The sequence below is a fragment of the Deinococcus puniceus genome, assembly GCF_001644565.1.
In the GTDB taxonomy this organism is placed as follows: Bacteria; Deinococcota; Deinococci; order Deinococcales; family Deinococcaceae; genus Deinococcus; species Deinococcus puniceus.
Genome location: NZ_CP011387.1, coordinates 99,276 through 113,757, shown reverse-complemented (window position 1 = coordinate 113,757; position 14,482 = coordinate 99,276). Strand labels below are relative to the sequence as shown.

The following is a 14,482-nucleotide window of genomic DNA, read 5'->3' as shown; positions in this document are numbered from 1 at the left end:
ACTACACTCTTTGCTGAGATGAGCGGCGTGCAGACGGGATGGAACGTAATCGTAATCGGCGGCGGCCACGCGGGGTTGGAAGCGGCGTGGGCGGCGGCCAAATATGCGCGTGTGGCGCTGTTGGTGGGCAATCCGTCCACCATTGGCCGGATGCCCTGTAACCCGGCGGTGGGTGGCCCCGGCAAAAGTCAACTGGTTTTTGAGGTACAGGCGCTGGGCGGTCTGATGGGGCAATTGGCCGACGCCACCGCGATTCATACCCGCGTGCTGAACGCCAGCAAAGGGCCAGCCGTGCAGTCTTTGCGGGTACAGAACGAACGTGACGCCTACGCCGAACACGCGCAGGACGTGATTTTAGGGCACGCGGGCATAGATGTAGTTCGTGGAGAGGCCGCCGATCTGGAAAGTGACGGGCGCGGCGGTTGGTGGGTCATCACGACGGATGGACGCAGATTGGCCGCTCGCAGTGTGGTCATCGCAGCGGGAACTTTTATGCGGGCGGTCACGTGGTACGGACGGCAATCGCGCCCCGAGGGGCGGCAGGGCGAGCCACCTTCACGCTTCCTGTCGGAGCCGTTGGCGCGGGCGGGGCACGTGCTGAAGCGGTACAAAACAGGAACGCCGCCACGTGTGCGGGCCGACGCCGTGCGATTTGAAGACCTGTTGGAGATTCCCGCCGATCCCCACCCACGCGGTTTTACGGGCACGCCCGGCCCACGCGCCATGCGCTCCCCCACTTGGCAGACCTACACCACCCCTGAAACGCACCGTCTGATTCAGGAAAACCTGCACGAGTCGCCCATGTACGCCGGAGACATTGAAGGCTTAGGGCCGCGCTACTGCCCCAGCATCGAGGACAAAGTGGTGCGGTTTGCCCACCATGACCGACACTTGTTGTTTGTGGAACCCGACGGCATAGAAACCAGCGAGGTGTATTTGCAGGGCTTCAGTTCCTCGCTGCCGCCCCACCTACAAGACCGTCTGGTACGCACTTTGCCTGGATTTGAACAGGCCGTGATTCAGCGCTATGCCTACGCCGTGGAATACGACGTGGTGGATTCCACCGAATTGACCCTGAATCTGGAGTCTCGCCAGTTACCCGGAGTGTTTACCGCAGGCCAGATCAACGGCACGAGCGGGTATGAGGAAGCCGCCGCACAGGGCTTGGTGGCCGGAACCGCTGCTGCTCGACGTGCCCAAGGCCTACCCGAACAGTTCATTGGCCGCGAAACCGGCTACATGGGCGTGATGCTGGACGATCTGGTGTTCAAGGGCAGCGACGAACCCTACCGCATGATGACCAGCCGCGTGGAACACCGCCTGCTGATGCGACAGGACAACGCCGACGAACGGTTGACGCCGTTGGGCCACGAATTGGGCTTGGTGAATGACGCTGAACGAGCGCGCGTGGCTGCTAAATACGGACGGGTGGCCGACGCCGTAGCTGAATTAGGCCGCCAGCGCGTACAAGGACATACCGGGGATGCGTGGTTGCGCCGTCCAGAATTCACGCTGCCGGATGTAGAAGCTCTAGGCTTCACTCTGCCCGTGCTAGACGCCAGCGAACGGGAAGCCCTAGAAATCCGGGTGAAGTACGCGGGCTACATTGCGCGGGCCGAAACGCAACTGAAGTCGGAAGGGCGGGCGCGGGAACTGAGTCTGGCGGACGTGGATTTTGCGGGCATCGCGGCCCTGTCGAACGAAGCCCGCGAGAAGCTGGGGCGGGTACGCCCGCTAACGGTGGAGCAGGCCGCACGGGTTCCTGGTGTGCGGCACGCTGATATCAGCGCCCTATTAGTACATCTCAAGCGTCAATCCGCATAAGAATGTTTCACGGGAAACTTGACGGTGAAACAAACTTGGATGGCGAATAGATGGTGCTTGACCTGAGTCACGTTTCACGGGAAACTTGACGGTGAAACATGAATAAGCCCCCCGAACCTTCCGCTCCTACCACGCCCTTCGATCAGGGCTTACTGCTGGGCATCCTAATCGGTGAAGGACATTTCGGCGGCGACGGCAAGCAGCCCCACATCACGCTGAGAATGCACACCCGCCACCGCAAACTGTTTGAAGCCATGCTGCGAATCTGCCCCGGCTCGCGGCTGTACGGCCCCTACGATCACGGCGGACGCCAGTATTACCAGTGGATGGCGCGGGGCAAAGTGCTGCGCGAACAGCTGGTGCCGCTGCTGGACGCGCTGCCAATGGCCGAATTGGATGACCATGTATTTGAACGCTACACAGATATGAAAACGAGGTACGGCCTGATGAACACGACACCATTGGAAACCCAATCAAGAGAAACGCAGGACACCGCATGACGCCCGAAGGCCAAGACCTCCTGCTGCGGGGCGGCGACGCGCTGGGTATAGACCTCACGCCGCACTTGCCCGCCTTTGCCGAATTGCTGAGGCTGCTGCTGGAAGGCTCGGCCCGTACCAACCTCACCGCCCTCAAGGAAGAACCCGACATCATCCTCAAACACTTCGTGGATTCACTGACGTGCTTGCAAGGCGGCTATCTGCACGGCGTTCAGCGCGTCATTGATTTGGGGACAGGCGCAGGATTTCCAGCCTTGCCACTGGCAATCGTGCAGCCGGAATTGCAGTTGGTTCCGGTGGATTCCACCCGCAAAAAGATCGAGTTCGTGCGGGCTACCGCCGCTGCACTGGGTCTGACCAATGTAAATCCGCTGGTGGGCCGCGCTGAGGAACTGGGCCAAGACCCCGAACACCGCCAACACTATGACCGCGTGGTGGTGCGTGCAGTGGCCGCCTTGCCCATTTTGGCGGAATTGGCTTTGCCCCTCCTTAAAGAAAACGGCCTGCTGGTGGCCCAGAAAGGCCCGATCAGCAGTGAAGAACTCAACGCGGGCCGCCGTGCATCGGGCGAAGTGGGCGGCAAGGTACAAGTCGTTGATCCCTTTACGCTGCCCATCTTGGGCGACGCCCGCACGCTGATCGTGATCGAAAAGCTCAAGCCCACTCCTGCCAAATATCCCCGGAAACCGGGTGTGCCCAACCATCAACCCCTGTTCTGGAATGGCAATACGTGAGCAGCCGAAAAATCACGGCAACACCGCTTGACACCCAATTGACGGTATCTTCACTGGCAATGCTCGTTCTCAAGGACCCTCAGTGAAGACCATCGGCGTGGTCAATCAAAAAGGTGGGGTGGGCAAGACCACCACCGCCATCAATCTGGCCGCGTACCTCGCGGCGGGTGGGCGGCGCGTGCTGCTGCTGGACATGGATCCGCAGGGCAACGCCACGAGTGGGCTGGGCCTGCGCGGAGCCACCGAGGGCCTGTATGAGGCGCTAGGCGAACCGGGCCGAGTCGCCGAATGGACGTGCACCACCGATCAGGCCGGGCTGGATGTGCTGCCCGCCACACCGGATTTAGCAGGCGCGGGTGTAGAACTGGCCGAAGACCCGGACGCCCTGACGCGCCTGCTGGCCAGCGTGAAAGGCTACGACTTGGTACTGATCGACGCGCCGCCCAGCCTTGGCCCCCTGACGGTCAACGTGCTGGCAGCCGCCGACGCCCTGCTGATTCCCTTGCAGGCCGAGTATTACGCGCTGGAAGGTTTGGCCGGAATGATGGAAACCGTAGAACGCATTCAGGGCGGCCTCAATCCCCGCTTGAAGGTGCTGGGCGTGGCTCTCACCATGTTCGATGGCCGCACCAACTTGGCGCAGGAAGTAGAGACGATGGTGCGCCAGCATTTCGGAGAACTGGTGTTCTGGTCAGTCATTCCGCGCAATGTGAAACTGTCGGAAGCGCCCAGTTTCGCCAAGCCCATCAACGCCTTTGCACCTCTATCGAGCGGCGCAGCGGCCTACAAACGGTTGGCCGAGGAGGTGATGCAGCGTGTCGAAAAAATCTAGCCTCGGACGCGGCCTAGACGCCCTGCTGGGCAAGCCTGTGGCCGAATCGGGCAGCGTGACGGGCATCCAAACCCTGCGATTAGACCGAATCGTGCAGGCGGCCTATCAGCCCCGGCAAGTGTTTGCCGCCGAGGGCTTGGCAGAACTGGCTCAGAGCATCCGTGAAAAGGGTGTGCTGCAACCGCTGTTGGTGCGTCCACGTGGCGACGCCTTCGAGATCGTGGCGGGCGAACGGCGTTGGCGGGCCAGCCAACTCGCAGGCCTGACCGAACTTCCAGTCATTATCCGTGACCTCGGAGACCGCGAGGCACTGGAAATTGCGATTGTAGAGAACCTGCAACGCGAGGATTTGGGGCCACTGGAAGAAGCGCGGGCCTACCAAGCCCTGCTGGATCACGGGCTGAATCAGGAAGGTGTAGCGCAGGCGGTGGGCAAAGGCCGCAGCACCGTCTCTAATGCGTTGCGCCTGCTGACGCTGGGCGACGCGGCACTGCGGGCGCTGGACAACGGCGAGATCACCGCCAGCCACGCCCGCGCCGTCCTTGCACAACCGGCCAAAGACCGCGACTGGGCGCTGGAACAGATCGTGTCGCGTGGCCTGAACGTGCGCGACGCCGAAGCCTTGAAACGGGAAGTCAAAGCCGAGAAACCTGCGGCCCATACGCCCATTCCCGTGAATCCACCGCGCACCTACCGCCAGTTGGAACTGGATTTGAGCCGCCGCACTGGAACCCGCGTGCGAATTACGGGGGAGGACAAGGGACGCGTGGAACTGAATTACGGCTCGCGTGAGGAGCTTGACCGGATTCTGGAACTGTTGGGGTTCACGGCTGAGGAGTAAGTCTAAGGGTCTAGGGTAAAAGGGTCTAAGAAAAGCAGTGGGGGAGAGGCCGCCAAAGCCTCTCCCTTCCCTAGTCCGACTTTAGCGACGTGTGCCGACCAAGAAAATATTGGGCCACGGGCGGTACACGCTCCGCAAAATATCTTGCTTGAAGGCTTGCCCGTTCCGCACGAATTTACGGGTGACTTCGATGGTGGCTCCGGGAGCGGCCCACTCGACTTGCTTGCGCTGTCCGGCAGGCAAACTGGCGTCCGAAATCAGGCGGTCTGCGGGCGAGGCACGGGTATTGAGCGTGCGGGGCGTGCCCACCTCTACGGTGTAGTCGCGGGCCTTACCGAACACGGCGATGCTGAGGCGGGCCTCTTCGTCGTTCCAGTCGGTCTGGAACCACAGTGCGCCGCCCGTATCGTTGGCAAATTTCAGGTCAAGCGTGGGCTGGTACACCGCCGCATCGAGGCCCGAAGGATCGTAGTAGCGCACCTGATACGAGTGGTTTTGGCGCTGGGTGGCCGTCAGGCCCGCGCCGTAGAGGGTACGGAAGACGGTGGTGCTGACCTGACAGACGCCGCCGCCCACGCCGTCCACAGTGCGCTCACCCGCGATGACCAGCCCGGTCACAAAGCCCGTTTGAGTACTGATCGGCCCAACAGCCTGATTAAACGAAAAGGACTTGCCCTCGAACAAGCGGTCTTTGAAACGGGACGCCGCCACATGAATATTGGTGACGCGGGCCGGACTGCTGCCGTAATAACTGGTTTCGCCCGTGCCGAGGTGCTGCGTGATGCCGCGTGAGGCGAAGAAATTCAGGGTGCGCTCCGGGGCCACTTGCCCAGACACGATGACGCTGGCCTGCACGCCTTTGGGGTTCTTCAGCACGGCTTCGATACTGGCGCGGGTCTTGTCCATGTTGATGATCAAGCCGTTGCGCTGCACGATAGACCAGCCGTCCCAGAGTTGCTCGAAACGGGCATTTTCGGGTTTGGAAGGCAACTCGGCCACAAACTTCTTCAGATCGGCCTCTAATGAAGCGCTGATGCTGCCGCCACGTGCCCGCAATTCGTTGACCCGCGCACTGGAAATGGTGAGAGTGCGGGTGAAGGGCAAGGTGGTTTTTTTGCCGTCCACCAGCGCAGGCCACTCGGCACGCACCGTGATCAGAAGCGGCGCGGTGCGGGGAGGCGTGACCTTCACGCTGGGTGCGGGCGGCGTGGGGGCGGGCTGGGGAGCAGGTTCAGTGGGCGGTGTGGGCACAGGCTCCGGCGTCGGCTCTAGGGGCGGCGCGGGTGGCACGACTTCCGGGGGAACTTCTACAGGCGGGATGGGTTCTGCAGGCGGTGTCGGTGGAGGCACAGGGGCGGGCAGTACAGGCGCAGGAGGTGTGACGGTGGGGGGCACCGGGGGCAAGGGCAACACCGGAACCACGATGGGCGCGGGGGCAGCGGGGGGCGTTTCTGTCTGCGCGCCCGCGCCGCCCAACAGTGTCCCGCCCAAAACTGCACTGACCAGCACAGTCCACTTGCCCACACGCCTCAGTTGACCCTTCATGTCCGGCAGTATTTCACGCGCCCCAGACTGAATTGTGAAGCTCGTGAACGTACTGATGGGGGTGCCGTGGAGCCGTTCAGCGGCCTATCAGCGCCGAGTGTTCCAGTTGCCGCCCGATTTCGGCTACCGCTGCGATGGCGTGATGCCGCCCATTTTCGATGAAGACCTGATTGGTCTTGCCCGCGAATCCCGCGCTGCCCACCACGAACAGACCCGGCACGCTGCTTTCATAACTCTCGCTGAGAACCAAGCATTCGTCCGGCTGCTGCGCCAAATTCAGACCGTCTAGGAAGCTGAGATCAGGGCGGTAGCCGGTCAGGGCAAAGGTGAAGTGCGTGGGTAGATCGAAGGTGCTGCCGTCGGCCCGCTCGATTCGCGCCATGTCGGGCAGGATTTCCGTGACCCGCGAATTGAAGTGCGCGGCGATGCTGCCTTCTTTAATCCGGTTTTCCAAATCAGGGCGCACCCAGTATTTGATGGTGGATTTGAGTTCGGGCGCACGCACCACCATCGTCACCTTGGCCCCACCGCGCCACAGGTCAAGGGCGGCGTCGGCGGCGCTGTTGCCCGCCCCGATCACGGTCACGTTCAGGCCCATAAACGGGTGCGCCTCGGTGTAGTAGTGCGAGACGTTGTCGCCGTCCTCGCCGGGAATGCCGAGGTGCAGGGGATTGTCGTAGTAGCCTGTGGCCACGATCACGCGCCGCGCTTCCACCACGCCGGGGGTGCCGTCCCGCGCCTCTATTTCCAGCGTGAAGCCCGCCGGAGCCGCGTGAATCTCGGTCACAGTGGTGTACTGTTCCACGTTCAATTCTTCGCGCTGCGTCACGAGGCGGTAATACATCAGCGCGTCGCGGCGATCCGGCTTGTCATGACCCGTCACCATCGGATGGTTGCCGATTTCCAGTTCGGGGGCAGTGGTAAAAAACGTCATATAGGTGGGGTATTCGAAAATGGCGTTGACCACACAGCCTTTCTCCAGCACCACGTAACTCAGGCCCGCCCGTTTGCAGGCGATAGCCGCCGCGAGTCCCACCGGGCCAGCGCCCACGATTGCCACATCAATCATACGGACTCGCTCTGATTCCCGAACATCTGCAACGACACCGGATGTTCAGCAAACGCCGCCAGCCCGTACTTTTTGCCACTCGCTCTGCTCTGCTGCGCAGCTTTGCAAGTCGGATTCGTCTTCGACTCATCGCAATTTTTTATCAGACCACTCATGCCGCCCATTCTGGCAGGGGAGGGGAGAGGAGACCGTAAGAGAGGCTTGGCTAGGGGCGTGAAGGGCGTCTAAGGGTCAAGAGTCTGAGGGTCTAAGAACGGCAACTATGTTCCGCCCACCCTTTGCCGCTCACCGTTAAACTAAGCGCATGACCGATACCCGCCAACCTGCAACCCGCACCGAGTCCGATACGATGGGCAAGCTGGAAGTCGCCTCTGACCGGTATTGGGGCGCACAGACCGAGCGCAGCATTCACAATTTCCCGATTGGGCGCGATACCTTCGTGTGGGGCCGCCCCGTTATTCAAGCACTTGGGATTTTGAAAAAGGGCGCGGCGCAGGCCAATGCCGACCTAGGCGAATTGCCGCAGGATGTGGCTGACCTGATCGTGCGGGCCGCCGACGAAGTGATCGCGGGCACGCTGGACAGCCATTTTCCGCTGGTGGTGTTTCAGACCGGAAGCGGCACGCAGAGCAACATGAACGCCAACGAAGTGATTTCCAACCGCGCCATAGAACTGGCGGGCGGCGTGCTGGGCAGCAAAGCGCCCGTGCATCCCAACGACCACGTGAACCGGGGCCAGAGCAGCAACGACACGTTTCCGACTGCCATGCATATTGCCGTGGTGCTGGAATTGAACCACCGCCTGTACGGCAGCGTGGGTAAATTGCGCGACACCTTGCACGCCAAAGCCGAGCAGCACGCCGGACTGGTGAAAGTGGGGCGAACGCACCTGCAAGACGCCACGCCCATCACGCTGGGTCAAGAAATCGGCGGCTGGGTGGCGCAACTGGACTACGCCCTAGCCGAAGTGAAGCACGCCGAAGCGGGATTGTATGACCTCGCCATCGGCGGCACGGCAGTCGGCACGGGCCTGAACGCACACCCCAAATTCGGTGATCTGGCGGCGCAAAAGTACGAGGCTGAAACGGGCTTTCCCTTCCGCTCGGCAGAAAACAAATTCGCGGCCCTGAGCGCCCACGACGCATTGGTGCAGACCTCGGCAGCCTTGCGGACGCTAGCAGGCGCACTGATGAAAATGGCGAACGACGTGCGCTGGCTCGCCAGTGGCCCCCGCAACGGCATCGGTGAGATCGTGATTCCCGAAAATGAACCCGGCTCCAGCATCATGCCGGGTAAGGTGAACCCCACCCAGAGCGAGGCGCTGACGATGGTGGCGACCCGCGTGTTCGGTAACGACGCCACCGTTGCTTTCGCGGGCAGTCAGGGTAACTTCCAGCTGAATGTGTTCAAGCCCGTGATGGTTCACGCCGTGCTGGAAAGCATTCGCCTGATTTCGGATGCCAGTCTCGCCTTCAACGACAACTGCGCGGTGGGCATAGAGCCCAACCTTGCCAAAATCGAGGAGAACCTCAGCATCAACCTGATGCAGGTGACGGCGCTGAACAAGCACATCGGGTACGACAAGGCCGCCGCCATTGCCAAAAAAGCGCATAAGGAAGGCAGCAGCCTGCGCGAAGCAGCGTTGGCCTTAGGCTACGTCACCGACGAAGAATTTACAGCGTGGGTGATCCCGCTGGAGATGACGCACAACTGAGGACGGGGGTGGAACCTGGAGTGTGGGAAAAGCAAAAAGCTACCGGCCACCACGCCCTTCCCATTCACCACTCACAGCACCCCGCGATTCCTGCACCTCGAAGACCCACGATTTGGCCCCGGCAGGCAGCGCGAGCTGGGGCGCGGGGCAGGCCCACCGGCTGGCGATCAGCAGCAATCCCGGTTGGGCGGGACTCACCAGCAATTCGGCCCCCACGAAACCGGGCTGGGTCTGCAACAGGTTCAGGTGGGCGCTGAGGGCGGCACTGGTCAGGCCGTCGCCGTTGTCGCGGGCCTCCACGTACTGCACCTGAACGGGCGGAGTGGCAACGGACTGGGCGGCAGGCATAGACCTAGGCTACTGGCTCCAGCGGGCCTCACCCAGTTGGGGGCTGACCTGTCAATAACGGCTCTCTTTGTTCTCCAGACGCGCTAGGCTACGGTTCATACCGTGTCTCTCTCTCCCTCTCCCACTGAGTTCGACGATGTTCCTGTGTCGCCTGCGGTGATTCAGTGGGCGTCCGACTGGCGTGTACAGGCCCTCAGATTGCTGGGAACGGGCCGCATCCAGCAGGCACTCTGGCCGATGGCGCGGGCCAACGCGGGCGGCGATCCTTGGGCGCGGGCCACCTTGGGGCACATGTACGCGCTCTTAGGCTTAGGGGATTCTGCCGAGAGACATGAGGCGGCGGCGCTCTCTCACCTGACCCAGCAGAGCTTGGGCGGCGATGCAAGTGCGGAAGCGGCCTTGGCCTGTGCGCGGGCCTGGGCCGCCTTGCGTGAAGCTGCGACCCGGCCCCAGCAGAACAACTGGCAGCGGGCCTTTCAGTGCGTGCAGGACGCCTCTACCAGTCCTTCACCGTTGGCCCCGCATCTGTGGCTGGCGTTGGCGCGGGGCCTGCGTGAGGCGGGCGAGGCGGCGCAGGCAGCGCGGGCACTTCAGGCGGCTCTGACTGCACCGGGCAACACCGCTCAGAGCGACACGGCACCCGGCGACACCGCACAGGGAGACACAGACGCCGCGCTTCCAGCCGAGGTCTGGGCCGAAGTTTGGACAGCGGAATGGGCGCTGACTGCACTGCTCACTTCTGAAAGCGGTAGTGTGACTTCTGAAGCCGGTAGTGCCGACAGGCCCGCGCAACAGCACCGGCAAACGCCGACGCCCGACGCACCCGGCCCCGATGCGCGGGCACTCAAGGCGTTGGCCGCGCTGCACCGTCACGCCACGGTGGGCACACTCTCTGAACTGGCCGAGGCTCTAGAGGCCGTAGAGCGGGTGGATCTGCGCCGCAGCTGTGCTTTTGCTCTGGCCGAACGCCTGAGTGTACTGGGCGCACACCGCGCCGCTCTGGCCGCCATGCACGCCTATCCTCTGTTTCCCCGCGCCACTGGGCCGCGTGACTGGGCCTGCCGGGGCATTCTGCTGCGCCGCCAGCACCACGACCCCCCCGCCCTGCGCGACCTAGACGCGGCCCTCAGCGACCCCGACAGTTTGCCGCCCCCGCTGAGGGTGAGGGTCGGCCTGCACCGCGCCGACCTGTTGTACCGCCAGAACCGCGTGCCAGAAGCCCTGAGCGGCCTACGGGAAGCCCTGCCCGCTCTGTTGGAACTGACCGCTCCGTGGCAGCTGGCCCCTGACCTTGCAGAACTGACCACGCTGATGCAGTTGGCGGCGCTGGAGCCTGACCTGAGCGGTTGGGCAGAGCTGGCTTACGGAGCGGCAAATCGGCGGGGGTCAGCGCCTGCAGAGGCCTCTGCAGGCTGGACGCTGGACACGCTGGGACAGGCCACGTTGCGCCGGAGCGGGCAGCCCGTTCCCCTGCGCTGGCCCGAAACCTCGCTCCTCATCGCCTACCTGACCTTGCAGGGCGAGGTGACCCGCACGCAGGCCGAACTCGATCTGTTTCCCGATCTGCCGCCCAAACTGGCGTTGGCCCTGTTCCGGCAGGCTCTGGCCGAACTCCGCACGCACTTTGGCCCGGACGCCGTGCGCGTGGGCGGCCCCAGACGCTCTCCGACCTACACGCTGCTGGTGCCTGTGGCGCTAGATGTACAGCGGCCCAGCGCAGTGGCCGCCGCGCCGGGGCTGTTTTTGCCGCATCTGCCGCATACCGGCTGGGTGGCCGAACGCCGGACGCTGCACCGCCTCACCGATCAGCATTTTGTAGAGCAGCAGACAACCAAGCAGGCCAAGCAAAGCCTCTTCAAGAGAAGGATGGATACGGATTACATCTGAGAGCGGGAAAAAGCGTCGAAGGGTCGAGAGTCGAGGAAAAGATGTCACGCTCTGGTGGAGCCGATTAAGCGATCAGTACAGACTCAGGGGATCGCGTGGACTCCAGCGCAAGTAGGTTCCGAAGTGCAGGTGCGGCCCTGTGGAGCGGCCTGTGTTGCCTACCCGGCCAATCGGCTGCCCCCGAGTCACCACTTCACCCTGTCTGGCCAGATTGGCGCTCAGGTGGGCGTAGCGGGTGATCCAGCCGTCCGGATGCTCCAGCACCACTGTCCAGCCCCAGCCCCGGTCAAAATCGGGCCGGGATTCCAGCACCCGTCCGCTGCGGGCCGCCCGCACCAGCGTTCCGGTGGGGGCCACGATGTCTATGCCGTAGTGCATCTCGCGCACGCCGTCCAGCACGCGGGAACCGTAATCGCTGCTGACGGTGCGGTATCCGGCCACCGGCCACAGCCACGCACCCGATGACGCCGGAGACACAGGATTGACCCGGATGGCGGCGGGGCGCACCGTGGCAGCCGTGCCCGTGCGTGCGGCCACCGTGCGGGCCGGAATCTGAATAATCGCGCCCACCCACACAGGTTTTCCGCCTGCATATTTGGGATTGGCCCGCACCAACTGTGTCAGGGTCAGGCCTACCCGCTGGGCAATGACCGTCAGATTCTCGCCCGCCTTGACGCGGTATCGGGTGGCAGGCAGCACGCGCCCCGGCAGGGTCAGCACCCGGCCCGCCTGCACCGAATTGGCGTCGCGCAGGGCTGGGTTGGCCGCCCGCAACTGCGCCACCGTCACGCCCGCCCGCACCGCGATGCCCGACAGCGTATCGCCCGGCTTGATACGGTAGGTGGCAGCCGACGACGCGCTTCCCAGCATCAGCGCGGCCACGATGGGCAGACAAAGTGCCCGCGAAACTTGGTTGAGAAGGCTCACAAGCCACAGGATACCCATCTGGCGGCCAAATAAGCTGAGAGCCGTTTCCCCGCACGCCTCTATCGGCTAGCCTGTTGCAGTGTCCGCCGATGCTGTCTTGCCCGACGCCCCCCTGTTTGCCCCGCCCGCCGGATTCATCCGTCTGCGCCTCACGGTGGCCTATCACGGCGCAGAGTTCGCGGGTTGGCAGTCTCAGCCCCAGACCCGCACGGTGCAGGACACCTTGCACGAGGCTTTTGCGCGGCTGGGCGCGGGCGAGTCGGCGCGTCCGGTGGCGGCGGGGCGCACCGATGCCGGGGTTCATGCCGACGCCATGCCCGTGCATATAGACGTGCCAGACAGCTTTCGCCTTGCCCCGCAACGATTGGCCCGCGCGCTGAATGCCCACCTTCCCTCTGATCTGGCCGTGCTGGACGCCGCACCTGCTCCGGCCAACTTTCATGCCCGCTTTCGCTGCACGGGCCGCGCCTACATTTACCGCCTCTGGACGGCCCCGCAACGCCACCCGATGTGGGCAGACCGCGCCCTGCACGTGTCCGCGCCACTGAACGCAGAAGCCATGAACGCCGCCGCCGCCGCCCTGATCGGCACCCACGATTTTGCCGCCTTCGCCACCCGTGAAGACCGCCATACCGTGCGCGAACTGCGAGAGTTGGAAGTCAGGAGAACAAGTGAGCTTTGGGAAATACACGTACAGGGCGAAAGTTTTCTGCGCCATATGGTGCGCGGTTTGGTGGGCACGCTGCTGCTGGCGGGACAAGGCCAACTCAGTCCTGCCCAAACCGCCGACATTCTTAGCGGCGGCGAACGCGCCCGCGCAGGCGCAAACGTGCCCGCACACGGCCTGACCTTCAGCGGGGCAGAGTACGGGAAAGTAGTGTATAGGAGCCAGTCAACCAGTCTTTTTAGCAGTTTTTAGACCCTTGACCCTTAGACCAGCCCCACTAATCCCCGCTCCCAAGTCACCCACATCGGTTCCGGCACGTAGCCGAGGCGGGCATTGACGCGCAACATGGGCAGGTTCAGCACTGTGCCCCCCGTGCCAGCCGCCAAAAACCCCTCGGCTTTGGCCCAAGCGAGGGCGCGGGCCTTGACCAAGGTGGCGAGGCCGCGTGAACGGTGGGCAGCATGAGTGACGGTGTGTTCAGTTTCTACCTCCGTACCGCGTGGCGTTAGGCGGGTGCTGGCCACAATTTGCCCACGCCAACGCACCACGAAGGCCACTTCTTCACGGCGCACCATGTCGCGCAGTTCGGCGGCGTTCAGTACGTCCGGCGTAGTGGTGGGGTTACGCGGGGCGTCGGCGCTGCCCTGTTCATAGAGAGTATGCAGTGCGGCCCAGTCGGAGTCCTCTGCATCTTGCTCCAAGCGTTCCACCTCGTAGCCGTCCAAAAACAGGCGTTCCTCTAGCGGCTGATAGGGGAGAAATTCAAAACCTGCCAAGTCCAGATGTGCGCCCCACGATTGCCAAGCGTTGCGGAATCCTGCCGCCCCAAAAAAGCCCATTTGTTCGGGCCAATCTTCGCGGGTCACGCCCAGCAGGCGCGTGAATCCGGCGGGCAGGCGGCCCAGCAAGGCCAGATACAGCGGCGTGAATGCCGCGCCGTCACCTGCCAAATCTAGGCGCAGGGCGTCGGGCGCACCGGAACCGAACGGGGCGAGGCGGGCCATTGCCACCACGCGCCCCCCCTGCTCGGCCACCCACCGCAAACGGTCTGGCTGCACGTCTTCCTGAAACTGTTCGGCGTTGTAGCTCCAATGCCCGCGCACACTGTCCGTCACGAGTTGAGCCACCGCCTCGGCATCGGCATTCTGGAAGGGGCGTAGTGTGAATGGCGTGTGGGAGGGCAAGCCGTGTGATTCCGACATAGCGACATCCTGCACCGGAGAAGACCAGAAGGCCAACTAGGGGAATACGCCACTTGGCCTAGGTGCCGAGTATGCGTTGGCATATACCTCAGCCTACCGCTCTCAGCAGACTCTCAGGCTGTCTGGTGTATTTGTGACTAAGAATATATTCACATATCTGTTGACAAGATTCTGTCTGTATCATATTATGCTGTTACCGGAATGGAAGTGCCATCGGTGCACTTGTTCCCCAACCCGGAGGGATCACCGTTTTCCCCAGATACCAATGAGGCGACGCCTGACCCAACTTCAGTCTTAACCCGCGCCCCCCGCCTGTTTCCGGCGGGGGCTGCGCCGTTTTTGAGCGTGTTCCAGAGAAGCGGGACGTGGCGAGGCTGTGCTGCAAAGGCGTG

The 14,482-nt window shown here is 63.1% G+C and carries 13 protein-coding genes; 8 read left to right on the top strand and 5 right to left on the bottom strand.

What is annotated here, in order from left to right; translation table 11 throughout:
* The first annotated feature begins 18 nt into the window (after positions 1 to 18).
* The 5 genes from mnmG to parB all read left to right on the top strand — a co-directional run bounded on the left by mnmG (position 19) and on the right by parB (position 4,731).
* Complete coding sequence (gene mnmG, locus SU48_RS00525) at positions 19 to 1,824, top strand: tRNA uridine-5-carboxymethylaminomethyl(34) synthesis enzyme MnmG (RefSeq protein WP_064013540.1); 1,806 nt, start codon at positions 19 to 21, stop codon at positions 1,822 to 1,824.
* 98 nt (positions 1,825 to 1,922) lie between these two features.
* Entirely contained in the window at positions 1,923 to 2,324 is a 402-nt protein-coding gene (locus SU48_RS00520) for a hypothetical protein (RefSeq protein ID WP_064013539.1), read from the top strand.
* Positions 2,321 to 3,058, top strand: coding sequence for a 16S rRNA (guanine(527)-N(7))-methyltransferase RsmG (gene rsmG / locus SU48_RS00515; protein WP_064013538.1), 738 nt, complete (start codon positions 2,321 to 2,323; stop codon positions 3,056 to 3,058). The genes SU48_RS00520 and rsmG overlap by 4 nt, the downstream gene beginning before the upstream one ends.
* Positions 3,059 to 3,140: 82 nt before the next feature.
* Positions 3,141 to 3,890, top strand: coding sequence for a ParA family protein (locus SU48_RS00510; protein WP_064013537.1), 750 nt, complete (start codon positions 3,141 to 3,143; stop codon positions 3,888 to 3,890).
* Positions 3,874 to 4,731 carry a ParB/RepB/Spo0J family partition protein ParB gene (parB, locus tag SU48_RS00505; RefSeq protein WP_064013536.1) on the top strand — a complete coding sequence of 286 codons (858 nt, stop codon included), beginning with the start codon at positions 3,874 to 3,876 and terminating at the stop codon, positions 4,729 to 4,731. The genes SU48_RS00510 and parB overlap by 17 nt, the downstream gene beginning before the upstream one ends.
* Before the next feature lie 81 nt (positions 4,732 to 4,812).
* Here parB and SU48_RS00500 read toward each other — a convergent pair whose 3' ends face one another.
* Positions 4,813 to 6,276 (bottom strand): VanW family protein, encoded by a 1,464-nt coding sequence (locus SU48_RS00500; protein ID WP_231881647.1) that lies wholly within the window; start codon positions 6,274 to 6,276, stop codon positions 4,813 to 4,815.
* Between the two features lie 76 nt (positions 6,277 to 6,352).
* Positions 6,353 to 7,345 (bottom strand): YpdA family putative bacillithiol disulfide reductase, encoded by a 993-nt coding sequence (locus SU48_RS00495; protein WP_064013535.1) that lies wholly within the window; start codon positions 7,343 to 7,345, stop codon positions 6,353 to 6,355.
* A 304-nt stretch (positions 7,346 to 7,649) separates the two neighbouring features.
* Here SU48_RS00495 and fumC point away from each other — a divergent pair, with 304 nt between their 5' ends.
* Positions 7,650 to 9,059: a class II fumarate hydratase gene (gene fumC / locus SU48_RS00490; RefSeq protein ID WP_064013534.1), complete on the top strand. Its 1,410-nt coding sequence runs from the start codon at positions 7,650 to 7,652 to the stop codon at positions 9,057 to 9,059.
* A gap of 39 nt (positions 9,060 to 9,098) precedes the next feature.
* Here the strand turns inward: fumC and SU48_RS00485 are convergent, their stop codons facing one another.
* Positions 9,099 to 9,407, bottom strand: a complete 309-nt coding sequence (locus SU48_RS00485; RefSeq protein WP_231881646.1) for an antibiotic biosynthesis monooxygenase family protein — start codon at positions 9,405 to 9,407, stop codon at positions 9,099 to 9,101.
* Between the two features lie 102 nt (positions 9,408 to 9,509).
* Between SU48_RS00485 and SU48_RS00480 the strand changes: the two genes are divergently transcribed.
* Entirely contained in the window at positions 9,510 to 11,294 is a 1,785-nt protein-coding gene (locus SU48_RS00480; RefSeq protein WP_157451028.1) for a hypothetical protein, read from the top strand.
* Positions 11,295 to 11,366: 72 nt separating this feature from the next.
* Here the strand turns inward: SU48_RS00480 and SU48_RS00475 are convergent, their stop codons facing one another.
* A complete protein-coding gene (locus SU48_RS00475) occupies positions 11,367 to 12,221 on the bottom strand; it encodes a LysM peptidoglycan-binding domain-containing M23 family metallopeptidase (RefSeq protein WP_082869584.1) in 855 nt (284 codons plus the stop codon).
* A 79-nt stretch (positions 12,222 to 12,300) separates the two neighbouring features.
* Between SU48_RS00475 and truA the strand changes: the two genes are divergently transcribed.
* The gene (gene truA / locus SU48_RS00470; RefSeq protein WP_231881645.1) at positions 12,301 to 13,140 is read left to right on the top strand and encodes a tRNA pseudouridine(38-40) synthase TruA; all 840 of its coding nucleotides are present in this window, start codon (positions 12,301 to 12,303) and stop codon (positions 13,138 to 13,140) included.
* A gap of 11 nt (positions 13,141 to 13,151) precedes the next feature.
* Here truA and SU48_RS00465 read toward each other — a convergent pair whose 3' ends face one another.
* On the bottom strand, positions 13,152 to 14,090 hold the full coding sequence (locus SU48_RS00465) for a GNAT family N-acetyltransferase (protein WP_064013532.1): 939 nt from the start codon (positions 14,088 to 14,090) through the stop codon (positions 13,152 to 13,154).
* Positions 14,091 to 14,482 lie beyond the last annotated feature (392 nt).

Excerpts from the sequence above, each read along its gene's own strand:
- SU48_RS00485 (WP_231881646.1), bottom strand. The coding sequence starts at position 9,407 with ATGCCTGCCGCCCAGTCCGTTGCCACTCCGCCCGTTCAGGTGCAGTAC.
- fumC (WP_064013534.1), top strand. The coding sequence starts at position 7,650 with ATGACCGATACCCGCCAACCTGCAACCCGCACCGAGTCCGATACGATG.
- SU48_RS00495 (WP_064013535.1), bottom strand. The coding sequence starts at position 7,345 with ATGATTGATGTGGCAATCGTGGGCGCTGGCCCGGTGGGACTCGCGGCG.
- mnmG (WP_064013540.1), top strand. The coding sequence starts at position 19 with ATGAGCGGCGTGCAGACGGGATGGAACGTAATCGTAATCGGCGGCGGC.
- rsmG (WP_064013538.1), top strand. The coding sequence starts at position 2,321 with ATGACGCCCGAAGGCCAAGACCTCCTGCTGCGGGGCGGCGACGCGCTG.
- SU48_RS00465 (WP_064013532.1), bottom strand. The coding sequence starts at position 14,090 with ATGTCGGAATCACACGGCTTGCCCTCCCACACGCCATTCACACTACGC.
- SU48_RS00520 (WP_064013539.1), top strand. The coding sequence starts at position 1,923 with ATGAATAAGCCCCCCGAACCTTCCGCTCCTACCACGCCCTTCGATCAG.
- SU48_RS00500 (WP_231881647.1), bottom strand. The coding sequence starts at position 6,276 with ATGAAGGGTCAACTGAGGCGTGTGGGCAAGTGGACTGTGCTGGTCAGT.